This window comes from Streptomyces sp. NPDC104367, assembly GCF_055583825.1.
Map to the genome: position 1 here is coordinate 173,838 of NZ_JBVJND010000018.1, position 22,713 is coordinate 196,550.

Annotated in this window: 20 protein-coding genes; 10 read left to right on the forward strand and 10 right to left on the reverse strand. The window is 73.3% G+C overall.

What is annotated here, in order from left to right:
* The first annotated feature begins 28 nt into the window (after window positions 1-28).
* Window positions 29-1,723, forward strand: coding sequence for a DUF2264 domain-containing protein (locus ACZ619_RS26505; RefSeq protein WP_469603657.1), 1,695 nt, complete (start codon window positions 29-31; stop codon window positions 1,721-1,723).
* Here the strand turns inward: ACZ619_RS26505 and ACZ619_RS26510 are convergent.
* From ACZ619_RS26510 to ACZ619_RS26540, 7 genes are all read right to left on the reverse strand, one after another.
* Window positions 1,713-2,195 carry a hypothetical protein gene (locus tag ACZ619_RS26510; RefSeq protein WP_469603659.1) on the reverse strand — a complete coding sequence of 161 codons (483 nt, stop codon included), beginning with the start codon at window positions 2,193-2,195 and terminating at the stop codon, window positions 1,713-1,715. The genes ACZ619_RS26505 and ACZ619_RS26510 overlap by 11 nt on opposite strands.
* Complete coding sequence (locus ACZ619_RS26515) at window positions 2,192-2,908, reverse strand: alpha/beta fold hydrolase (protein ID WP_469603662.1); 717 nt, start codon at window positions 2,906-2,908, stop codon at window positions 2,192-2,194. The genes ACZ619_RS26510 and ACZ619_RS26515 overlap by 4 nt, the downstream gene beginning before the upstream one ends.
* Before the next feature lie 94 nt (window positions 2,909-3,002).
* The gene (locus tag ACZ619_RS26520; protein ID WP_469603665.1) at window positions 3,003-3,803 is read right to left on the reverse strand and encodes an ABC transporter permease; all 801 of its coding nucleotides are present in this window, start codon (window positions 3,801-3,803) and stop codon (window positions 3,003-3,005) included.
* Window positions 3,804-3,808: 5 nt separating this feature from the next.
* Entirely contained in the window at window positions 3,809-4,612 is an 804-nt protein-coding gene (locus ACZ619_RS26525; RefSeq protein WP_469603668.1) for an ABC transporter permease, read from the reverse strand.
* A 2-nt stretch (window positions 4,613-4,614) separates the two neighbouring features.
* Entirely contained in the window at window positions 4,615-5,622 is a 1,008-nt protein-coding gene (locus tag ACZ619_RS26530) for an ABC transporter ATP-binding protein (protein ID WP_469603670.1), read from the reverse strand.
* A 140-nt stretch (window positions 5,623-5,762) separates the two neighbouring features.
* Window positions 5,763-6,998: an ROK family transcriptional regulator gene (locus ACZ619_RS26535; RefSeq protein WP_469603672.1), complete on the reverse strand. Its 1,236-nt coding sequence runs from the start codon at window positions 6,996-6,998 to the stop codon at window positions 5,763-5,765.
* 132 nt (window positions 6,999-7,130) lie between these two features.
* Complete coding sequence (locus ACZ619_RS26540; protein ID WP_469603674.1) at window positions 7,131-8,384, reverse strand: D-arabinono-1,4-lactone oxidase; 1,254 nt, start codon at window positions 8,382-8,384, stop codon at window positions 7,131-7,133.
* Window positions 8,385-8,505: 121 nt separating this feature from the next.
* On the opposite strand from ACZ619_RS26540, the gene ACZ619_RS26545 reads away from it, so the two are divergent.
* The 5 genes from ACZ619_RS26545 (at window position 8,506) to ACZ619_RS26565 (ending at window position 14,722) form a co-directional block, all read left to right on the forward strand.
* Complete coding sequence (locus ACZ619_RS26545; RefSeq protein ID WP_469603676.1) at window positions 8,506-9,513, forward strand: hydroxyacid dehydrogenase; 1,008 nt, start codon at window positions 8,506-8,508, stop codon at window positions 9,511-9,513.
* 133 nt (window positions 9,514-9,646) lie between these two features.
* Complete coding sequence (locus ACZ619_RS26550; RefSeq protein WP_469603679.1) at window positions 9,647-10,714, forward strand: LacI family DNA-binding transcriptional regulator; 1,068 nt, start codon at window positions 9,647-9,649, stop codon at window positions 10,712-10,714.
* A gap of 101 nt (window positions 10,715-10,815) precedes the next feature.
* Window positions 10,816-11,490, forward strand: coding sequence for a pyridoxamine 5'-phosphate oxidase family protein (locus tag ACZ619_RS26555; RefSeq protein WP_469603682.1), 675 nt, complete (start codon window positions 10,816-10,818; stop codon window positions 11,488-11,490).
* Between the two features lie 58 nt (window positions 11,491-11,548).
* A complete protein-coding gene (locus ACZ619_RS26560; protein WP_469603684.1) occupies window positions 11,549-12,886 on the forward strand; it encodes a radical SAM protein in 1,338 nt (445 codons plus the stop codon).
* Window positions 12,887-13,234: 348 nt separating this feature from the next.
* Window positions 13,235-14,722 (forward strand): cellulose binding domain-containing protein, encoded by a 1,488-nt coding sequence (locus ACZ619_RS26565; RefSeq protein WP_469603687.1) that lies wholly within the window; start codon window positions 13,235-13,237, stop codon window positions 14,720-14,722.
* Window positions 14,723-14,808: 86 nt separating this feature from the next.
* On the opposite strand, the gene ACZ619_RS26570 is transcribed toward ACZ619_RS26565, so the two are convergent.
* The 3 genes from ACZ619_RS26570 to ACZ619_RS26580 form a co-directional block, all read right to left on the reverse strand.
* Window positions 14,809-15,810 carry an ABC transporter substrate-binding protein gene (locus ACZ619_RS26570; protein WP_469603690.1) on the reverse strand — a complete coding sequence of 334 codons (1,002 nt, stop codon included), beginning with the start codon at window positions 15,808-15,810 and terminating at the stop codon, window positions 14,809-14,811.
* Between the two features lie 177 nt (window positions 15,811-15,987).
* Window positions 15,988-17,022: an ABC transporter permease gene (locus tag ACZ619_RS26575; RefSeq protein ID WP_469603693.1), complete on the reverse strand. Its 1,035-nt coding sequence runs from the start codon at window positions 17,020-17,022 to the stop codon at window positions 15,988-15,990.
* Entirely contained in the window at window positions 17,019-17,819 is an 801-nt protein-coding gene (locus ACZ619_RS26580; RefSeq protein ID WP_469603694.1) for an ATP-binding cassette domain-containing protein, read from the reverse strand. The genes ACZ619_RS26575 and ACZ619_RS26580 overlap by 4 nt, the downstream gene beginning before the upstream one ends.
* 201 nt (window positions 17,820-18,020) lie before the next feature.
* Here ACZ619_RS26580 and ACZ619_RS26585 point away from each other — a divergent pair, with 201 nt between their 5' ends.
* From ACZ619_RS26585 to ACZ619_RS26600, 4 genes are all read left to right on the forward strand, one after another.
* Window positions 18,021-19,031, forward strand: a complete 1,011-nt coding sequence (locus ACZ619_RS26585) for a LacI family DNA-binding transcriptional regulator (RefSeq protein ID WP_469603696.1) — start codon at window positions 18,021-18,023, stop codon at window positions 19,029-19,031.
* A 253-nt stretch (window positions 19,032-19,284) separates the two neighbouring features.
* Window positions 19,285-20,379: a ribosome small subunit-dependent GTPase A gene (gene rsgA, locus ACZ619_RS26590; RefSeq protein ID WP_469603699.1), complete on the forward strand. Its 1,095-nt coding sequence runs from the start codon at window positions 19,285-19,287 to the stop codon at window positions 20,377-20,379.
* A 345-nt stretch (window positions 20,380-20,724) separates the two neighbouring features.
* Entirely contained in the window at window positions 20,725-22,128 is a 1,404-nt protein-coding gene (locus tag ACZ619_RS26595) for a bifunctional transcriptional activator/DNA repair enzyme AdaA (protein WP_469603702.1), read from the forward strand.
* Window positions 22,128-22,661, forward strand: a complete 534-nt coding sequence (locus tag ACZ619_RS26600) for a methylated-DNA--[protein]-cysteine S-methyltransferase (protein WP_469603703.1) — start codon at window positions 22,128-22,130, stop codon at window positions 22,659-22,661. Before ACZ619_RS26595 ends, ACZ619_RS26600 begins: the two co-directional genes overlap by 1 nt.
* Window positions 22,662-22,713: the final 52 nt, after the last annotated feature.

Consider the following 22,713-nt stretch of genomic DNA (forward strand, 5'->3'; position numbering starts at 1 on the left):
CGAACGGCACGAGCGAGAAAGAGCACCGATGCACCTGCCTCCCGAGGACCGCACCACCAGCCCGCGCACCGGCTGCACCCGGGCCCACTGGGAGGCCGCGGCCGACGCCCTGCTCGCCGCGGTGGAGCCGTACGCCACCGAGGACCGCGCCCTCTACCACTTTCCCGGCGACCGGGAGAGCTGGTCCGGCCGCCTCTCCGACGGCCTGGAGGGCTACGCCCGCACCCTGCTCCTCGCCGCCTTCCGCCGCGACGAGACCGCCCTCCAGCGCTACGCGGACGGCCTCGCCGCGGGAGTGTCGGGCGTCTGGCCGCGCATCGGCGACCGCGGTCAGCCGCTGGTCGAGGCCGCCTCGATCGCCCTCGCCCTGCGGCTGACCCGCCCGCTGCTGTGGGACCGGCTCGCCGACCCCGTCCGTCAGCGCGCCGCCGACTGGCTCGCCGACGCGCTCACCGCCGAACCCTGGCCCTGCAACTGGGAGCTGTTCCCGGTGACGGTCGGCGGCTTCCTGGCCGAGATCGGCCACGAGACCGAGGCCGCGGACAAGGCGGTCGGCCGCGGCCTGGAACGCATCGAGGACTGGTACGCCGGCGACGGCTGGTACACCGACGGCGACGGCCGCAAGTTCGACTACTACAACGGCTGGGCCATGCACCTCTACCCGGTGCTGCACGCCTGGCTCGCCGGCGACCCCGGACTCCTCGACCTCTACGGCGGCCGCCTCTCGCGCCATCTGGAGGACTACGCCCGGCTGTTCGGCGGCGACGGCGCCCCGATGCACCAGGGCCGCTCCCTGACCTACCGCTTCGCGACCACCGCCCCGCTGTGGCTCGGCGCGCTCACCGGCCGCACCCCGCTGGCCCCCGGCGAGACCCGGCGGCTGGCCTCCGGGGCGCTCGGGTACTTCCTCGACCGGGGCGCGGTGGACGACCGGGGTCTGCTGACCCTCGGCTGGCACGGCCCCGACCCCGCCGTCCTCCAGGGCTATTCGGGCCCCGCCTCCCCCTACTGGGCCAGCAAGGGCTTCCTCGGCCTGCTGCTCCCGCCGGAGCACCCCGTGTGGACGGCGCCGGAGGAACCGGGCCCCGCGGAGCGCGCCGACGCGGCCACCCCGATCGCCCCGGCCAACTGGCTGCTCCAGTCGACGAGTTCGGACGGTGTGGTGCGGCTGCACAACCACGGCAGCGAGGACGTCCGCTACGACCCCTACTACACCCGCCTCGGATACTCCACCGTCACCGAGCCCTCGGCCGCCCCCGACAACAGCGTGATCGTCGGCGGCGACCCGAGCCGCACCGGCATCGAGCCGCTGGGCGTGGGGGAGGGCTGGGCGGCCTCGCGGCACACCGTGTCCGAGGGCGTCACCGTGACCAGCGTGGTGATGGTCGAGGGCGCGGCGGAGGTGCGGGCGCACCTCGTCGCCGGAGCGGCACCCGGCACCCCCGTCCGGGTGACCGGCTGGTCCGGCCCCGATGCCGAACTCGTCCCGCTCCACGGCCTGTCCGAGGAGCTGACCGACGGCCCGACCGGGGCGACCGGCGATGCCCTGACCGGGGTGACGGGCGAGGGTCCGGCGACCCTCTTCGTGGCCCTCGCCCGGCTCACCCGGGACCCGGCCCCCCGGCCCCTCGCCGGCCTGGTGGCCGTGGAGGTGCGGGAGGAACGGGAAGTGGAGGTCCGCTGGGCGGGCGGCCGGCACGGTCGTCACCGGTTCACGGGGTGAGACGGGCGATCCGCAGGGTGGCCGTGGTCGGGGAGGCACCCGTGAGCGGGCTGCCGTAGCTCGGGGTCACGGGGGCGTAGGCCCAGCTGAGCGAGCCGTCCTTGAGCACCGCGATGTCGCCGGTGATCCGGGCGCTCACCACCTTGCCCGCGCCGACGAACGCGCCGCTCCAGTCGGTCAGCCGCAGATGGGTGCCGGTGAAGGTGCCGGTGAAGGTGCCGGACGAGCACGTGGCGTTCTCGGTGGCGGTCCGGTTCCACTCCCGGGTGTTGTTGTAACCCGCGGAGAGATAGGGGAACTCGGCGCTGAGGGCGACCCTCGTGGAGGTGACCTTCAGGGCCGGGGCGGTCGCCGCACCGGCGGTGGCGTACCAGGTGCCGGCCGGCAGACCGCCGGCGGCGAGGAGACCGATCCCGGGCTTGCGGAAGGCGCGTACCCGGCGATGACTCGTGGTGCGTGGTGCAGAAGTCATGCCCCGTGGTCGCCGCCGGCCTCCCGAAGGTTGCCTCCCGGCAGGGTCCGGCCGACCCGGTCCGCGAACGGGCCGGGGTGTTCGGCGGCGCCCAGGTGGCCGCCCGGGAACTCGGTGAAGGCGCCGCCGGTGTGCCGGGCGACGGACTCGGCTGTCCGGTGCAGGAGTTGGCCACGGGAGTCGATGCCTGCGGCCAGGGTGAGGCGGGGCAGCGCGGTCGCCGGCCGGTAGGCGGTGAACGGGGACAGGACATGGGCCAGGAAGACGGAGAACGGCGTCACCTCCGGTGCGTCCGGCCGCCCGGCGGCGAGTTGGCCGATCAGCTCGGCCCGCTGCCGTTCCCCGTCCGGCAGCAGGGTGACGCACGGCGGCTCGTGGGCGATGACGTGCCGCAGCCGGCCGGGGTGGCGGGCCAGCAGGTCCAGCGCGGCGACGGCGCCGGAACTGAGTCCGAGGACGTACGCCGTCTCGCCCTCCGCCAGCACCTCCGTGAGGACCCGGTGGGCGCCCTCGCTCCAGTCCGGCACCCGCTGGTCGGCGACGGGCTCGCCCAGCCGGCCGTGGGCCAGGCCCAGCGGGTCGTACGTCACCACGGTGAAGTCCGCGGCGAGGCGCTCCGTGAGCGGGCCCAGGCCCATCGGGTGGCCGGCGCCGCCCGGCAGGACCAGCAGGACGGGTCCGCCACCGGTGACGTCGTAGTACAGGTCGGACATGGGGGCCGTGCTCCTCACGGGGCGGGTGTCGACGAGGGCGGAGGGGAGAGGGGGAAGGCGGAGGGGGCGCGTGGGGCGGCCTGGGGCCGGGGCGTCAGCCGTTCACCCCCGTGTAGTGGTTCAGGGCCCAGCGCCAGAGGCGGCGGGCGGCCAGGTAGGCGAGGAGGCCGAGGAGGGGGGAGGCGGCGGCCAGCCAGTAGGGGGCGCCGGTGTCGTGGCCGTGCCCGGTGAGGACGGCCGCCGGGAAGTAGGCGACGAAGGCGAGCGGAAGGCCGTAGGTCAGGAAGCCGCCGACCGCCCTGGGCAGGACGTTGAGCGGGTAGCTGCCGAAGGTGCCGAGCAGGTCCTCCAGCCAGCGGCCCCAGTAGTCGGCGGCCGGGAACCGCAGGGAGGCCGAGGCGACCACCGTGAACAGGGCCGCCTCCAGGAGCATCCCGCCGAGGACCGCGGCGACCAGGTACGAGATCCGGCCCGGCGTCCAGTCCAGGTGGCTGCGGCCGAGCGCGCCCGCCATCAGGCCCACCGCCACCGTGAGGTCGCCGATCGCGTTGGTCGGGAAGTACTGGAGCTGCACCTGGCGGTAGACCGGCATCGGGCGGAGCAGGTACGCGTCGATCTTGCCCTCCTGGATGTGCTGGCCCAGGCCGTGCACCCGGCCGAGGAAGAGCACGAACAGGCCGTGCGCCAGCATCCGGGTCGCCGGGATGAGCAGCACGTCCGAGCTGTCCCAGCCGCCCATCCCGCTGAACCGGGTCAGCAGCACGGTGGCGAACACGATCACCGACACCTGCCAGACCGCGCCGATCGCGATCATCATCAGGAACTCGGCGCGGTACTCCAGCTGGGCACGGAAGTTGAGCCGGGTGATCCGCCACATGATCCGTACGGCGTTCATGGACGTCAGCCTCCCTGGGACACGACTCGAAGGGCGGCCCGCCGCCACAGGAACCGGGTGAGGAGGCAGAGCGCCGCCACCCAGGCCGCCTGGACGCCGAGCTGGAAGCCCGCCTCGGACAACGGGATACGGCCGACGTACAGCGACAGCGGCACGTTCAGCGAGGCCTGGAACGGCAGCAGGGAGCTGAGCGTGCGGAACCAGTGCGGGAAGAACCACAGCGGCGCGTACACCCCGGACATCAGGTTCTGCGCGAAGATCAGGATCAGCAGGGCCGCCGTGTTGCGCAGCGTCCAGAAGCACAACTGGTTGATGAGCAGCATGACGTAGTGCAGGACCCACTGGCCGAGCACGAGGCTCACCGCGAACACCCCGGCCACCGCGGCCGATCCGGGCGGCCGGACCACGCCCGCCGCCAGGCAGACCGCGAACCCGGCCGCCGCCCACACGAACCCGTACAACTGCTCGCCCAGCGCGCGCAGGGCGTAGTAGCGCTGCGGGGAGAGCGGGCGCAGGTACCAGTAGACGATCGTGCCGTAGTACATGTGCTGCACGACCGTGTCCCGGGCCGCGTACTGGTCCAGCTCCCGCAGCCGGGAGGCGAGCACGGCCAGGACGGCGAAGGTGACCGCCTGGTCGCGGGAGAGTCCGGCCGTCGGGCCGGTCCGGGCGTACAGGCCGTGCCACAGGGACGCGACCAGCACCACCTGCACGGTCAGCCGCAGCAGGGCCGCGGTGATGCGGGGCGGGGTGTACAGCTCGCCGAGGGGGGTGACCCGGCCGGCCCGCCAGGCGTAGGTGAGGGACATCGTCACACCGCCTCGGCCTCGGCGCGGGCCTCGGCGTAGGCCGCCCGCATGACGTCCTCCAGGTCGGCCTCGTCGACCGCGACGCCGGTCACCTCGTACCGCTGGATGACCAGTTTCAGCGCCTGGTGGACGGTGGGCGCGGCCGCGCCGTCCGGGCCGAAGACCACCTGCGGGCCGTCCCGCCGCACCAGCGTGATGCCCGGCAGCGGGCCGACCGGGGTGTGCGGGTCGGCGAGCGTGGCCCGCACCTGCCAGGTCGAGCCGAAGCCGCGGCGGATCTCGTCCAGGGTGCCGTCCAGCACCAGCCGCCCGTGGTTGACCAGCACCACCCGCTCGGCCAGCCGCTCCACCTCGGTCATGTCGTGCGTGGTCAGCAGCACGGTGCGGCCGCGCTCGGAGACCTGGTGCCGGAGGAACTCGCGGACCTGCTCCTTCACCACCACGTCCATGCCGATGGTCGGTTCGTCGAGGAAGACGACCGGCGGGTCGTGCAGCAGCGCGGCGGCGAGGTCGCAGCGGACCCGCTGGCCGAGCGAGAGGTGCCGCACCCGGGTGTCCCAGAACGCGGAGAGTTCGAGCAGGTCGTCGAATTCCGCGAGCCGGGCCGCGTGTTCGGCCCTGGGCACCTCGTAGATGTCCCGCAGGATGGAGAACGACTCGCGCACCGGCAGGTCCCACCACAGCTGGGTGCGCTGCCCGAACACCGCCCCGATGTTGCGGGCGTTGCGCTCGCGCTCCCGGTAGGGGACCACGCCCGCGACCCGGGCCTCGCCGGAGGTCGGGGTGAGGATGCCGGTGAGCATCTTGATGGTGGTCGACTTGCCCGCGCCGTTCGGGCCGAGCAGGGCGAGGAGTTCGCCCGGGGCGACGTCGAAGGTGATGTCGCAGACCGCGTGCTTCTCGACGCGCTCCGGGTTGACCAGGGACCGCAGGGCGCCCGCGAGACCCGGGCGCCGGACGGTGGTGTGGAAGGTGCGGGACAGGCCGCGGACCTCGATGCTTCCGGCCACGCTGGAGGACTCCCTCGTTCCGTGCACGACGTACGGCCGGCCGGCTTGGGAGGCCGACCGGCCGCGGATACGTCTCGACGGTCGCAGAGCGCCGAGGAGCCCGGCAATGGATTTATGGACCCGCGGTTTGGACTATTCGATCACCGGGCGGCGGACCCGGCACGGCCGGCGCGTGCCGGGTTGCGCTGCCCGACGGACCGCAGCGCGCCCTCCAGCGCGAAGGTGGCCGCGCCCAGGCTGACCGGGTCGGTGGGGATGGGCGAGAGGACGATCTCGGTGGCGGCGAACGGCCGCCCGAGCGCGTGCCGTCGGACCGCCTCGCGCACTTCTGCCAGCAGCGGTTCGCCGAGCCGGCGGGCCACCCAGCTGCTGAGCACGACGAGTTCGGGGTTGAGCAGGTTGACCAGGTTGGCGATGCCGGCGCCGATGTAGCGGGCGGTGTCCTTGACGACCTCCAGGGCGGCCGGGTCGCCGTCCGCCACGCCCCGGGCCAGCGCGTCGATGGTGGCCGTCTGGTCCTCGGGGTGCAGCAGCGGGCTGTCCGGGCTCAGTTCGCGCAGGTTGAGCATGATGCCGGGGGCGCCGACATAGGTCTCCACGCAGCCGTGGTTGCCGCAGTGGCACAGCCGCCCGTCCAGCACCAGCGTGGTGTGGCCCCACTCGCCGGCGCTGTTGCTCACCCCGCGGTGCAGCCCGCCGCCGAGCGCGAGCCCGGCCCCGACCCCGGTGCCCAGGTTCACCACCACGGTGTCCCCGCGCCCGCGCGCCGCCCCGAACCACTGCTCGGCCACCGCGCAGGCGCGCAGCGGGTTGTCCAGGTGGAGGGGGTAGGCGATGTGGTCGGCGAGCAGGTCGAGCAACGGCACGTCGTGCCAGTCCCAGTTGGGCGCGTACTCGGCGACGCCCGTGTGCCGGTCGACCTGCCCGGGCACGCTCACCCCGACGCCCAGCACCCGGGCGCCCTCGACACCGGCCTGGGCGACCACCGAGCCGACGGCGGCGGCCACATGGCCCACCACCTGCCCGGGGCGGTTCTCGCCGGGGCGCATGTCCTCCTCGGCGCGGGCCAGCACGTTCAGCGCGAGGTCGAACAGCTCGACATGGACGTACGTCTCCGCGATGTCGACGCCGATCAGGGCGCCGCCCGACGCGTTGACCGCCACCAGCCCCCGGGGCCGGCCGCCCGCGGAGTCCTCGAAGCCGACCTCGGTGATCATCCGCAGGTCCAGCAGCTCGCCGACCAGGGTGGCGACCGTGGCCAGGCTCAGTCCGGTGGCGGCCGCCAGCTCCTGCCGGGAGGTGGGCGACTCGGCGATGATGTGCCGCAGCACCTCGTAGCGGTTCGCGGTGCGGATGTCCCGTGATGTGTGCTTCACGCGGTGCAAGGCTATGGGCTGCGGGGACTTTCGACAAGGTATTGAAAAAAGGGCTTTATTAAGTCGCCCTCGCGTCAGCCCCCGGGCTCACCGGGCCGGCCGCCAGGCCACCCGCCCGGTACGCCCGGCGCCTCACCCGTCCAGTACATCCTGTACGAAGGGGTTCGTGAACTTCCCACCGGGGTCCAGGCTCCGGGCCAGCGCGCGGAAGTCGTCCAGCCTCGGGTAGCGGCCGCGCAGCGCCGTGCCGGACGCGGTGTACACCTTGCCCCAGTGCGGGCGCGGGTCGAACGGCTCCAGCGCCTCCTCCAGCCGCCGCACCACCGGCAGCACGGCCGCCGTGTCGTCGACCCAGGTGAAGTGCAGGGCGACCGAGTCCCGGCCGTGGGCGGGGCTGAGCCACTGCGGGTCGGCGGCGACGGTGCGCACCTCGCAGGTCCGGAGCACGGGCGCGACCGTGCGCCGGATCGCGTCGACCGCGTGCAGCGCGTCGAGCGCCGCCGCCCTCGGCAGCAGGTACTCCGACTGGAGCTCGTCCCCGCTGCTGGGCGTGAACTGAGCCCGGAAGTGCGGGAGCCGCTCGTACCAGGGCCCCGCCACCCCGAACTGCTGTGTGCAGTTGGTGCCCGGCATGCCCGGCACCGGGTGCATCGCCTCCGTCGCGGGCCGGGCCCACCCGAACTCCGCGGCCGGCCGGTCGGTGCGCCGCTTCACCCACACCTGCCTGAAGCCCGGCTCCCGCCAGTCGGTGAACAGGCTCACGCTGTACGCCGCCCCGGCCACCGTCTCGAAGTCCAGCCCGTCCAAGGGGAGTTCGACGTACACCGTCTGCTCGACCGCGTAGGCCGGCTCCAGGTCGAGGGTGAGCGCGGTGACGACGCCGAGCGCGCCCAGCGAGGTCACGGCGCCGTCGAAACGCGCGTCCCCGCGCGCGACGACCTCCGTCGAGCCGTCGGCGAGGAGCAGCTCCACCTCCCGGACGGGCGCCGCGAGCGGCCCGTTGGCCACGCCCGAGCCGTGGGTGCCGGTGGCGACCGAGCCGGCCACCGAGATGTGCGGCAGCGAGGCCATGTTGGGCAGCGCGAGGCCGTGCTCGTGCACCGTGCGGGCCAGTTCGGCGTAGCGCACCCCGCCCGCGACGCGGACCGTGCGGGCCGCCGTGTCCACCTCGATCGCCGGAGGCAGTCCGGCGATCGAGACCAGCACGCCCTCCGGGCCCGGGTCGGCCACGCGGTTGAAGGAGTGGCCGCTGCCCAGCACCCGTACCCGCGGGCTCCCGGCCACCAGGGCCCGCAGCGCGGCGGGCGTCTGCGGCCGGTGGAACTCCTTCGCCGTGTACGTGATGTTGCGCGCCCAGTTGGTGACCGTCTGCGCCGAATCCGTCATCTGTGTCGTCCCATCCCTGTCGTGCTCCGGGGAGCCCCTGTGCGTTGACCCTCTCATTCGCCGGGACCTACGGTAGAGACCGGTTGCTATCCGCGCGTCACCGAGCCGGAAGGTCACTTCCTTGCCCGAGCGTCTCCAGGCAGTGTTCGCCATGACAGCCGAGAACGTTCCGCACGTCTTCCCGCCCGAGGTGCTCGCTCGGCTGCGCGAGCACGTAGAAATCGATACCACCGTGGTGGTGCGCGACGTCACCGACCCCCGGGCGCGGGAGGCGCTCGCCCGCGCCGAGGTCCTCGTCACCGGCTGGGGCTGCCCGGTGCTCGACGCGGCGGCCCTGGACACCGCGCCCCGGCTGCGCGCGGTGCTGCACGCCGCCGGCTCGGTCAAGGGCTTCACCACGCCCGAGGTCTGGCGGCGCGGCATCGCGGTCTCCTCGGCCGCCGCCGCCAACGCGCTGCCGGTCGCCGAGTACACCCTCGCGATGATCCTGCTCGCCGGAAAGGACGTCTTCGCCCTCCGCGACCGGCTGCGCGGGCAGCGGTCCTTCCCGTACGGCGAGATCGTCCCCGGCATCGGCAACTTCCACCGCCGCGTCGGCATCGTCGGAGCCTCCCGCATCGGCCGCCGCCTCATCGAACTCCTGCGCCCGTACGACCTGTCGGTGACCCTCGCCGACCCGTACGTCGACGGGGCGGAGGCCGCCCGGCTCGGCGTACCGCTGCTGCCGCTCGACGAACTGCTGCGCACCTCGGACGTCGTCACCGTGCACGCCCCCGAGACCCCCGAGACCCGGCACCTCGTCGGCGCCCGCGAACTCGCCCTGATGCCGGACGGATCGGTGCTGATCAACACCGCGCGCGGCTCCCTCGTCGACCACGACGCCCTCGTCGGGGAGCTGCGCGCCGGGCGGCTCGCCGCGATCCTCGACGTGACCGACCCCGAGCCGCTGCCCGCCGGCTCCCCGCTCTTCGACCTCCCGAACGCCTTCCTCACCCCGCACCTCGCGGGCTCCCAGGGCAACGAACTGGCGCGGCTCGGGCTCACCGTCGTCACGGAGGCGGGGCGCCTGCGGGCGGGCGAGGAGCTGCTGCACGCGGTCGACCACTCGGCGCTGGACCGGGCCGCGTGAGGACCGTCTCGTAGGGTGACCCGACACACGGTCCGGCATACGGTCCGACACGCGGTCCGGTACGCATTCCGGTACCCGGTCCGGTACGCATTCCGGTACGCATTCCGGCACGCATGACGAAGGGGGCCGAGCGGTGGCGAAGCGGACGCACCCGGCGTCGAACGGGGACGCCTCGACGGTGCGGGACGTGGCCGCGCGGGCCGGGGTCTCCGCCTCGACCGTCTCCCGGGTGCTGGGCGGCACCTACCCGGTGGCCGCCGCCACCCGCGCCAGGGTGGTCAAGGCGATGCGCGAGCTGGACTACGTGGTCAACGCGCACGCCCGCGCGCTGGGCGGGGCCACCAACAACACGGTCGCCGTCGTCGTCGACGACGTCACCGGCCCGTTCTACGCGCACATCGCCCGCGGGGTCGAGGAGCAGGCCTCGGCGGAGGGGCGGCTGTGCATGCTCTGCACCACGCACGGCGACCCCGGGCGCATCCTCGCCGTCGTGGAGACCATGCGGGAGCAGCGGGCCGACGCGGTGATCGTGGTGGGCGGCGCCCCGGAGGACCCGGCCTACCGCGACCGCATGATCCACTTCGCGCACGCCCTGGACCGCGCCGGGTCCCGGCTGGTGCTCGTCGGCAGGCCGCCGCTCGGTCCGGGCGTCCCGGCCACGGTCGTCGACTACGACAACGAGGGCGGCGCCTTCGCCCTCACCGCGCATCTGCTCTCCGGCGGCCACCGGCGCATCGCCTACCTGGGCCGCGTCCCCGGCCTGTCCACGAGCGTCCAGCGCCTCGCCGGCTTCACCCGCGCCCATGCACTCCTCGGCCTCGCACCCGACCCCGAACTCGTCGTCGACGGTGTCTTCTCCCGCTCGTACGGCTACCGGGCGGCCCGTGAACTCATGGCCTCCGGAAGGGAGTTCACGGCGGTCTTCGCGGCCACCGACATGATCGCCGCGGGGGTGGTCCAGGCACTGCGGGAGGCCGGCCGCCGGATCCCCGACGACGTGGCGGTGGCCGGGTACGACGACATCCCGGTCGCCCGGGACGTCCACCCGGCGCTCACCACCGTCCACGTCCCCCAGGAGGAACTGGGCCGCGCCGCCGTCCGCCTCTCGCTGCACCGCGACGAGCTGCCCGACGGACAGCACCTGGTGCTCGGGACGCATGTCGTGCTCCGGGAGTCGACGCGACAGGCCGGAGGCGGCTGAGCGGGACAGGCGTTCTGCGGATTTCGTTGCCGAGTGGGTGCATCGTTGTCGTAATGGTCGATCCTATGGCTATATGGCCGCGATATCGGTAGCGTGCCGTCATGGCTCCCGATGCGCTGTCCCCGCACCTCCCCGTCACCGACCTCACCCGGCACCGCCGGCTGCGCGAGCAGGGCAGTGTCGAGCGGGCCGATCTGGAGGCGATCCTGGACGCCGGGTTCGTCTGCCACCTCGGGGTGGTGACGGACGGCCGTCCGCTGGTCGTGCCGACGGTATACGGGCGCGACGAGCGGCAGCTGTACCTGCACGGCTCGGTCGCCAGCCGCAGCCTCGCGGGCGGTACCCCGGTCTGCGTCACCGTGACCCACGTCGACGGGCTGGTGCTGGCGCGGTCGGTCTTCGAGCACGGCGTCAACTACCGCAGCGCGGTGATCCACGGCACCGTCCGCAAGGTGACCGACCCGGAGGAGAAGCTGACGGGCCTGCGCCTGCTCACCGAGCACTCGGCGCCCGGCCAGTGGTCGTACGCCCGCGGCCCCAGCCGCAGGGAGCTGGCCGCCACCACCCTCCTCGCCCTCTCCCTGGCGGAGGCCTCCGTCAAGATCCGTACCGGTGCCCCGGAGGACGGCGCCGGACCGGACGCGGAACGGGGGCTGTGGGCCGGGACCCTGCCCCTGGCCAGCACCTGGGGCGCGCCGGTCGCGGACCCGGCACTGCCCGCGGACACCCCCGTACCGGGACACATCGCACGCCGTGAGGGGACCCGGCACGGCTGACGGCGGAGCGGGGGCATACCGTGAGGAGTCGAACGCCTGAGCCGGGAGGAGACACGGGATGGGCAGCCGCACCGCGCTGGTCGAGGATCTGATGGAGAGGTTCCCGTACGTACCACGGGAAGCCGTCTTCAAGGAGGACCTGCTCCGGGGCGGTGTCGCCTTCGACCCGTCCGCGCTGAGCGACAACGAGGGGGGCGAGGTCAAGCCGAAGTCCTACTTCATCTTCTCCTTCGACCACGGCACCCTGCCCGAGCTGGGCGAGGCCGCGCTGCGCCGGCCGCCGGAGGAGATCATCCTCACCGGCGGCCCGTACGACCTGCGCCGCACCGTGGTGTCGGTGCGGGTGAACCCCGCCTCGCCCTACCGCGTGGCCGCCGATGAGGAGGGCGTGCTCGGGCTCTACCTCGACGGCGCGCGGATCGCCGACGTCGGTGTGCCCCCGATGCCGGAGTACTACCGGCACAAGCTCGCCAACGGGAAGTCCGTGATGGAGGTCGCCCCGACCATCCAGTGGGGTTATCTGATCTACCTCACCGTCTTCCGGGTCTGCCAGTACTTCGGCGCCAAGGAGGAGTGCCAGTACTGCGACATCAACCACAACTGGCGCCAGCACAAGGCGGCCGGGCGGCCCTACACCGGCGTCAAGGACGTGGAGGAGGTGCTGGAGGCGCTGGAGATCATCGACCGCTACGACACCGCCAAGGCCTCCACCGCCTACACGCTGACCGGCGGCGCGATCACCAAGACCGTCTCCGGACGCGACGAGGCCGACTTCTACGGCCACTACGCCAAGGCCATCGAGGAGCGCTTCCCCGGCCGCTGGATCGGCAAGGTCGTCGCCCAGGCGCTGCCGAAGGACGACGTCCAGCGGTTCAAGGACTACGGCGTGCAGATCTACCACCCCAACTACGAGGTGTGGGACGAGTACCTCTTCAAGATGTACTGCCCCGGCAAGGAGCGGTACGTCGGCCGCGACGAGTGGCACCGGCGGATCCTGGACTCGGCGGAGATCTTCGGCGCGCGCAACGTGATCCCCAACTTCGTCGCGGGCGTGGAGATGGCCGAGCCGTTCGGCTTCAAGACGGTCGACGAGGCCATCGCCTCCACCACCGAGGGCCTGCGCTTCTTCATGTCGCACGGCATCACCCCCCGGTTCACCACCTGGTGCCCGGAGCCCACCACCCCGCTCGGCAAGGCCAACCCGGCGGGCGCCCCGCTGGAGTACCACATCCGGCTGCTCCAGGCGTACCGGCAGACGATGGAGGACTTCGGCCTCTCCTCCCCGCCCGGCTACGGCCCGCCCGGCCCCGGCCGCGCCGTCTTCTCCGTCAGCTCCTTCATGGACAGCCTGCCCGCGCAGGCGGAGGCGCCCGCGCAGGCCCCGGCACAGCCCTGAACCGGCCCCGCCCGGCGGGCCGGCGCACGGGAGACACAAGAGACCGACGGGAACGGTGAGTCGAATGATGGTCGCCGTCCGTACAAGAGGGCGGAGTCGTGGGCCACGGCGGGCACGAACGCGTTCTCCGAACGGACGGACGGCTGAGTACGGCGGGTTGACGCGACGCCGGTAACCGGTGATATGAGGTGACGGGCGGAGTCCGTCGCACGACCGCCGGTAACCGGTTTTGAATATGCCGCTTGTCAGTTGTGCAGGAGACGTGAAAAGCTCGGGCCCTGCCGCGAGGTTCCCCCCAACTCCATTGCCGATATGGTGAGTTGACCTCGCTTTCGATGCAGGAGACCCATGCCCGACCTGCCGACCCCTCAGGACGCCGCCGAGGCAGCGCTGTTCTCCGAATGCTGGGACGCGGTGCTCTCCTACGCCGACCTGTGCACGTCCGGCTCTCTGACGGCCAATCAACTGGCCACCGAGGCCTTCGCGCTCGGTATGCGCGAGGCCCGTGACGCGGACTTCACACCGCTCCGCAGCACCGGACGGCGCGCCGCCCGGCTGCCCATGATCCCGCTGCTGCTCACCGCCGTACGCAACACGGCCGCGAGCTGGGAGGCCGACGGGCTGGGCCACAAGCTCGACCCGGACCTCAGGCTGTGGCTCAACTCCGAGAAGGCCGCGCGCTATACGGGCATGCCGCTGGCCCGGCCCGTCGCGCTGCGCGGCCTGCGCGACATGCAGGAGGCGGACGCCTCGCTGCTGTGGCTGGCCGAGGTCGAGGCGCTGCCGCTGTCCTCCGTGGCGCGCCGGCTCGGCCTCGATCCGGCCGTCGCGGGCGAGGAACTGGAGCAGGTGCGCGGTCTCTTCCGGGACCGCTGCCACCGCGCCCACCTCGACACGCCGATGGACGCGGAGTGCCGCAGCTACGCCCGGCTGCTGGACGCGGTCACCCGCTCCGCCGCGGCCGACACGCCCGACGACCTCTCCCGGCACCTCGCCACCTGTGTGCAGTGCGCCGAGGCCGCCGCCTGTCTGCGGCTGCACGGCGGCGGACTGCCCGCGGCGCTCGCCGGCGGGGTCATCGGCTGGGGCGGCCTCGCCTACCTGGAGCGCCGTCGGCGGGCCGCCGAGGTACGCCTCGGCGCGGGCCGCCCGGGCGGCCCGGAGAGCGACGGCGGCGACCCCAAGGAGGGCGCGGGCCGCAGCAAGGTGCTGCGCCACGGCCTGTTGGGCGCGGCGGTGCTGATCTCGCTGGTGGCGCTCGGCGTGTCGATGATGCCGATGGACGGCGGCTCCGGCGACGACACGGCCGCCGCCTCCCAGGAGGACCGCCAGCCGGTCGCCGACCCCACCGTCGTGGTCCCGTCGGCCGATCCGACCCCCAGCCCCTCGGCCTCCGCCGAGCCCTCCTCCTCGGCCACCGAGGGCAAGCCCGGCCACAAGAACCCGGACCCGGAGCCGCAGGGCACCTCCACGTCCACGGCGAGCGGCGGCCACCAGGCGACCGACCCGGCCACGTCGACGGCGGCCTGCCGGGTCACCTACGACCTGGTCAACCAGTGGAACGACGGCTTCCAGTCCACCGTCACCGTCACCACCACCCAGGCACTGGCGGGCTGGCGCGTCCAGTGGTCCTTCCGGGACGGCCAGGAGGTCACCCAGATGTGGGACGCCACCGTCAGTCAGAGCGGCTCCCGGGTCACCGCCAACGCCGCCGCCTACAACCAGTCGGTCTCCGCCGACGGCAGCCTCTCCTTCGGCTTCCTGGGCACCTGGAGCGGCAAGAACTCGGAGCCGTACGGCTTCACCCTGAACGGCGAATCCTGCACGACGAGCTGAGCGTCTCGCGAGACCGGCGGCCGGGTGGACCCAAGAGGGTGGGTCCACCCGGCCGTTGACGCTCCGTCAGCGATCTCGGGGTCCGCTCAGCACTGCGACTTGTAGAAGTACTTGCTGACCGACGGGTCGTTCATGTTGTCCTTCGTGATCGCCACCATGTCCGTGCCGATCGACTTGCTCACCGGCTTGCCCTCGAAGGCCGCGGCGAGCTGGTCCACCGCCTGCCGGCCGATCGCCGCCGGGTCCTGGGCCACCAGCACCTGGAGGGTGCCCGCCTTGAGCGCGGCCACCTCGTCGGGCTCGGCGTCGAACGCGGCCACCTTCACCGTGCCCTGCTTGCCGGCCTGCTTCAGCCCGGTGGCGATGCCCGTACCGGTGTTGGTGTTGCCCGCGAACGCCCCGCCGAGGTCCGGGTGGGCGGCGAGCGTGGACTGGATCTGGGAGGCGGCGGTGGCCGGCAGGTCGTTGTCGTAGAGCGTGGGCAGCACCTTGATGTCCGGGTACTTGGCCATCTCCTCGGTGAAGCCCTTGATCCGGGCGTCGGTCGTCGACACGCCGGGCTTGACGCTGATGACGACGACCGAGCCCTTCTCGTCCATCAGCTTCGCCAGCGCGTCGGCCGCCACCCGGCCGCCCTTCTCGTTGTCGGAGGAGATCCGGGTGATGCCCACCGACGTGTCGGTCACCGTCGTGTCCACCAGGGCCACCTTGGTGCCCGCCGACTGGATCTGCTTCAGCGACGGCGTCAGCGCGCCGGTGTCGACCGGCGAGATCAGCAGCCCGTCCGGGCGGGCCGCCGCCACCGAGTCGAGCAGCGGCCGCTGCACCGACACGTCCCACTGCGCGGAACCGTCGGCCGTGAAGTCCATCCCCTTGGCCTTGGCCTCGCGCTGCGCCGCACAGGTCATGGTGATGTAGAAGGGGTCGCTCTTCACCCCCGTGATCAGCCGGACCTTCTTGCCCGCGGCGCCGCCCGAGCCCCCCGAGCCGCCGGAGTCGTCGGACGAACCGCACGCCGAGGCCGCGCCCAGGGCCAGGACCGCGCCCACCGCGACCAGCAGCCGGCGCCTGCTGCGAATGCTCACCATCACAGAGTTCTCCTTCGTCACGAGCGATTCAGTCGTGCCTGGTCGTGCGCGGATCCGTCAGGTGCGTTCCCGTCGTGTGCGATTCCGTCCCGCGCGTGCCCGTCCTGCGCGTTCCTGTCCTGCGCGTGCCCGTCCTGCGCGTTCCTGTCCTGCGCGTTCCCGTCCTGCGTGTCTCCGTCATGCGCGTTCCCGGGTCGTGCGGCGCAGCTGGTCGATGTAGACGGCCACCACCAGCACCACGCCCACCGCCACGTCCTGCCAGTACTGCTGGACGCCGATCACGATCAGCCCGGTCGTCAGCACCGCCGGGATGAAGACACCGATCACCGTGCCCAGCACCGAACCGCGCCCGCCGAACAGGCTCGTGCCGCCCAGGACCACCGCGGTGATCACCTTGAGGTTGTCGGTGGAGTGCCCGGCGATCGACGTGGTGCCGTACGAGGCCAGCCACATCACCGCGCCCAGCCCGGCCAGCAGCCCCATCAGCCCGTACACCTTGACCAGATGGCGGCCCACCGGAATGCCCGCCCGCCGTACCGCCGTCGGGTTCGAGCCGATGGCGAGCGTGTGCTCCCCGAACCGGGTGGCGCCCAGCACCGCGCCGAAGACCGCGGTGACCACGGCCGCCAGGACCACCATCCAGGGGATGCCGAGCAGCTTGCCGAAGCCGAGGCTGTTCTGGAGGTGGGCGGAGGCCGCACCGGCCGGGTCCTGGCCGCCGGTGGCGAGTTCGGCGATCCCCAGCGCCGCGCCGAGCCCGCCGAGCGTCACGATCAGCGGCGGCACCTTGCCGGTCGCCACCACCGCCCCCTGCAGCGCGCCCCACGCCGTGCCCACGGCCAGCGCGATGACGACGCAGACCGCGACCGTGCCCCAGCCCGAACCGGGCCCGCCGTGATGGATGTTGTACTCGCCCGCCGCCACCGCGGCCAGCACCAGCACCGACCCGATCGACAGGTCGATGCCCGCGGTGATGATCACGAACGTCATGCCGACGCCGAGCACCAGGTAGATGGCCGCGTTCACGGCGATCTGGGTGATGTCGTACGTGGTGAAGAACTTGCCCGGCGCGGCGATCGTGAAGAACGCGACCAGCGCCACCAGGATCACGAAGGTCCACAGCTCGTTGAGGGCCGCCAGGCGCCGCAGCCGGTCCGGTACGCCGGTCCGGCCCTCCGCGGCCGCCGGGGCCCGCTCGCTCTCGGCCGTCATCGTCCGCCCTCCGCGCTCTCGCGCCCGCCGCCGTTCGGCTCGTCCAGCGAGCCGGTCATCGCCCCGACGAGCTCCTCGATCGTGGTGTCGGCGGCGGTGTACGACGCCACCCGCCGGCCCAGCCGCAGCACCTCCACCCGGTCCGCGACCGACAGCACCTCGGGCATGTTGTGACTGATCAGCACGACACAGATGCCCTGGTCGGCGACCCTGCGGACGGTCTCCAGGACCCGGGCGCGCTGAACCACGCCCAGGGCGGCGGTCGGCTCGTCCATGAAGATGACCTTGTGGGCGAAGGCGACCGCACGGGCCACCGCGACGGACTGCCGCTGCCCGCCGGACAACGTTGTCACAGGGGCTGTCACATCCTTCAGCCGCACGCCCAGTGCGGCGAAGGCCCGTTCCGCCTCCCGGCGCATCGCGGGCCGGTCGAGCACACCGAGGCGGCCGAGCAGCCCTGAGCGCACGATCTCCCGGCCGAGATGGAGGTTGGCCGCCGCGTCGAGGTCGGGTGCGAGCGACAGATCCTGGTAGACGGTCTCCACGCCGTGCCGCTGCGCGTCCATCGGCCCGGAGAACCGCACCGGCACACCGTCCAGCCGGACCTCGCCGGCGTCGGGGGCGAGCACGCCCGAAAGGACGTTCACCAGAGTGGACTTGCCGGCGCCGTTGTCACCGATGAGGGCGACGACCTCGCCGGGGTGTGCCGTGAAATCGGCGCCCTGGAGCGCCTGGACGTGGCCGAAACGTTTGACCACTCCCTGTGCTGTGAGCAGTGGTTCCCTTGCAGAGGCCATGTTGTGCCTTCTGGTTGGTATCGTTAACAGCTTGGCTGATTCTTGGGGCGCTCACAGCGGGGTGTCAAGGGTGGTGCAGACGGCGGTCGGCGGCCTCTTCGCGGCCCTCATCTATCCCTGTTCACAAGGGAGTTGACACTCCGTCGAGTTGGTAGCGTTAACGGGTCGACGCTCAACCGTGACGCAGGTGGAGGACGTGGCGTGGCAGCCACCCGGCCGACCATGAAGGACGTTGCCGCGGAAGCGGGCGTCAGCGCGATGACGGTGTCCCGGGTCGTCAACGGCGACGCGGCCGTCGCCCCGGGGACCGCCGCGCGGGTGGAGGCCGCGGTCCGCAAACTCGGTTACCAACGCGACGACGTGGCACGCCAGTTGCGCCGTACCCATCAACTGAGCCAGACCATCGGGCTGTTGGTCGACGACGTCGCCGACCCGTTCATGGCCGCGGTCGCCTCCGCCGCCGAGGACGTGGCCCGCCAGCGCGGCAGCGTCATGCTCATCGGCTCCAGCCGCGCCGACCCGCGCCGCGAACGCGAGGTGATCGCCGCGTTCACCGCCCGCCGCGTCGACGGCCTGATCCTCACCCCGGCCGCCGGCAGCCACCGCTTCCTGCGCCCCGCCCAGGTCCGGGGCACCAAGATCGTGTGCGTGGACCGGGCGGCACCCGGCCTGGACGTGGACGCCGTGGTGGTGGACAACTTCGGGGCGGTGCGGGAGGCCGTGGGCGAACTGGTGGCGCACGGCCACCGCAGGATCGGCTACCTCGGCGACACACCGGAGATCCGGACCTTCGCCGAGCGGCGGCGCGGTCATCTGGCGGCGCTGGCGGCGGCCGGGATCACACCGGACCCGGCCCTCGTCCGGGACCACCTGCGCTCGGGCCCCGACGCAGCCCGGGCCGTCACCGCGATGCTGGGCCTGCCCGACCCCCCGACGGCCCTGCTGGCCGGCAACGAACTCCTCGCCTTCGGCGCCCTGGGCGTGCTCCCCGCCGGCCTCGCCTTCGTCGGCTTCGACGACTTCGCGCTGGCCGCCAGGCTGAACCCGCCGGTCACCGTCATCGCCCAGGACCCGGTGGCCCTCGCCACCAGCGCCGCCCACCTGCTGTTCGCCCGCATCCACGGCGACGTCTCGCCCTCCCGCACGGTGGTCATGCCGACCCGGCTGGTCCGGCGGGGATCGGGGGAGATACCGGGGCCGTTCGCCGCGTAGCGGAGAGGGCGGAGAGGGCGGAGAGGGCGGAGAGGGCGGAGAGGGCGGAGTGGGGGCGCAGGAAAAAGCGGTGGTGGCGAGCGGACGTACCGCGTACGGTGAGCCCACTGCCCGCCGAGCGAGAAAACAGGAGGTGTGACCGATGGCTGTCGTTGCGAAGGGCGCTGCCCGCGACCAGAAGTTCATCCACTCCACCTCCGCGGCCACCGGCTGACCACCTTCCTTCCCGGGGCCGCCCTTCGAAGGGTCACCCTTGACTTCCAGCTCCGCTGTTTTCTCCGCTCTCGCTCCCTACGGCTGGGACGAGGCATGGGCGAAGGAGTTCGCCCCCTACGACACCGAAGGCCTGCTGGCCGGGCGTGTCCTGCGGGTCGACCGCGGCCAGTGCGACGTGGTCACGGCCGGCGGCACGCTGCGCGCCGACACCGCGTTCGTCACCCCGCACGATCCGCTGCGCGTCGTGTGCACCGGCGACTGGGTCGCCGTCGAACCCGGCGGCAACCCCCGTTACGTACGCGCGTATCTGCCCCGCCGTACCGCGTTCGTCCGCTCCACCTCCTCCAAGCGGTCCGAGGGGCAGATCCTCGCGGCCAACGTCGACCACGCGGTCGTCGCGGTGTCCCTCGCCGTCGAACTCGACCTGGGCCGTGTCGAACGGTTCCTGGCGCTGGCCTGGGAGTCCGGGGCGCAGCCGGTCGTGGTCCTCACCAAGGCCGACCTCGTCCCCGACGCGGTGACGCTCGCGCACCTCGTCGAGGACGTGGAGACGACGGCGCCCGGCGTGCCCGTCCTGACGGTCAGCGCCCACCACGGCGACGGGCTGGACGCGCTGGCCGCCCTGGTCGGCTCCGGTACGTCGGTCCTGCTCGGCCAGTCCGGCGCCGGCAAGTCCACGCTCGCCAACGCGCTCCTCGGCGATGAGGTGATGGACGTCAAGGCGGCACGGGACGTGGACGGCAAGGGCCGGCACACCACGACCACCCGCAACCTCCTCGCGCTGCCCGGCGGGGGAGTGCTGATCGACACCCCCGGACTGCGCGGCGTCGGCCTCTTCGACGCCGAGTCCGGGGTCGGACAGGTGTTCTCCGAGATCGAGGAACTGGCCCAGGACTGCCGGTTCGCCGACTGCCGCCACGAGAGCGAGCCCGGCTGCGCGGTCCGCCTCGCGGTGGAGAGCGGGGAACTGCCCGTGCGCCGGCTGGAGAGCTACCGCAAGCTGATGCGGGAGAACCAGTGGATCGTCGCGAAGACCGACGCGCGGCTCCGGTCCGAGCTTCGGAAGGACTGGAAGCGCAAGGGCGCGGAGGGGAGGGCGGCGATGGAGGCCAAGCGGGGACAGTGGCGGTAGGCGCCTGCTCCTGCCCCGCCCCCGCCCCCGCCCCTGCCCCGGCCCCGGTCCGGCTCGGCCTCTGCCCCGGTCCCGGTCCGGCCCGGACCGGCCCCGGTCCCGGTCCGGCCCCTGCCCCGGGCCGGGCCCCGCAGGCGCCTGACCTGGGGCCGGTCCTGCGGGTGTCTGACCCGGCCGGGCCCCGCGGGTGCCTGACCTGGGCCCTGCGGGTGCCTGGCCCGGGTCCGGTCCCGCCGGCCCCTGACCTGGGCCCCGCGGGTGTCTGACCCGGGGCCGGCCCTGCGGGTGCCGTGTCCGATTTCCGCCAGCGTGCACTCTCCTCCATCACCCACACTTGAAGGTGTGATGGACGAGGACACCAGGTACGAGGCGGTCCGCAGCCGGGACGCCCGCTTCGACGGGGCGTTCTTCTTCGCGGTCCGCACCACCGGGATCTACTGCCGCCCCAGCTGCCCGGCGGTCACCCCGAAGCGGCGCAACGTGCGCTTCTTCCCGACCGCCGCGGCGGCGCAGGGCTCGGGTTTCCGGGCCTGCCGGCGCTGCCGGCCGGACGCCGTGCCCGGGTCCGCCGAGTGGAACGTCCGCGCCGACGTCGTCGGCCGGGCGGTCCGGATGATCGGCGACGGCGTCGTGGACCGGGAGGGCGTCGGCGGTCTCGCCGACCGGCTCGGCTACAGCGCCCGCCAGGTCCAGCGCCAGCTCACCGCCGAACTGGGCGCCGGCCCGGTCGCCCTCGCCCGGGCCCAGCGCGCCCACACCGCCCGCGTGCTGCTCCAGACCACCGAACTGCCCGTCACGGAGGTCGCGTTCGCGAGCGGGTTCGCCAGCGTCCGGCAGTTCAACGACACGGTCCGCACCGTCTACGCCACGACCCCGAGCGAGCTGCGCGCGGCGGCCCCCGGCGGCCGGGGCGCGCGGCGCGGCTCCCCGGCCACCGGGATCCCGCTGCGGCTCGCCCACCGCGGCCCCTACCAGGCAGGCCCCGTCTTCGACCTGCTCCGGCGCGAGGCCGTGCCCGGCATCGAGGAGATCACCGGCACACCCGGCGCCCGCACCTACCGCCGCACCCTCCGCCTGCCCCACGGCCACGCGGTCGTCGCCGTCGACGAGCGCACCGGCACCCCCGGCCCCAGGTCCGGCACGGCGGACGGCGCCCACCCCGGCGGCTGGCTCGACGTCCGGCTGCGCCTCACCGACCCTCGCGACCTGACCACCGCCGTCCAGCGGCTGCGCCGGCTCTTCGACCTCGACGCCGACCCGTACGCCGTCGACGAACGCCTCGCCGGGGACCCCCGGCTCGCCCCGTTGGTCGCCGCCCGGCCCGGGCTGCGCTCACCGGGCGCCGCCGATCCGGCCGAGGCCGCCGTCCGGGCCCTCGCCGGCGCCGACGTCGACGTCGAGCGGCTGGTCCTGCGGTACGGCGGGACCATGGAGGCTCCGTCCGGCGGCCTCACCCACCTCTTCCCCGAACCCGCGGTGCTCGCCGCCGCCGGGGGCAGCGTCGGCGCGCTCGCCGCCGCCCTCGCGGACGGCACCGTACGGCTGGACCCGGGGGCCGACCGGGACGCCGCGGAGGCCGCACTGCGGGCCCTGCCGGGGGTGGGGCCGGAGGTCCTCGCCGCCGTCCGGGTCCGCGCCCTCGGCGACCCCGACGTCGCCCCGCCGGGGCTGGACGTACCCGACGAGTGGCGGCCCTGGCGGTCGTACGCCGTCCAACACCTGCTTGTGGAAAGGGAGTCGAGGAACTGATGGGTGCCACGTACTGGACGCGGATCGCGTCCCCGGTCGGGGAGCTGCTGCTGACCGCCGACGACGACGGGACGCTGACGTCCCTCTCCGTCCCGGGGCAGAAGGGCGGCCGGAGCGTGGCGGCGGGATGGCACGCCGACGCGGGCCCCTTCCGGACCGCCGAGGAACAGCTGGCCGCCTACTTCGCCGGTGAACTCAAGGAGTTCCGGCTGGAGTTGAGCGCACACGGCACGGAGTTCCGGGAGCGGGTGTGGCAGGCCCTCGACGGCGTTCCGTACGGCGCGACCACGACCTACGGGGAGATCGCCGCACGGATCGGCGCGTCCCGGACGGCCGTCCGCGCGGTGGGCGGCGCCATCGGCGCCAACCCCCTGCTCATCGTGCGGCCCTGCCACCGCGTCATCGGGGCGGACGGGTCGATGACCGGCTACGCGGGCGGACTCGAACGCAAGGTGTGGCTGCTGGGCCTGGAGGGCGCGGCGGCCGTGGGCCAGCCCGCGTCCGGCCGGTCGCCGCGGTGTTCTGACGGCTAGCCGTGGCGTCGTGACGGTTCGCCGTGGCGTCGTGACGGCTCGGCGCGGTTTC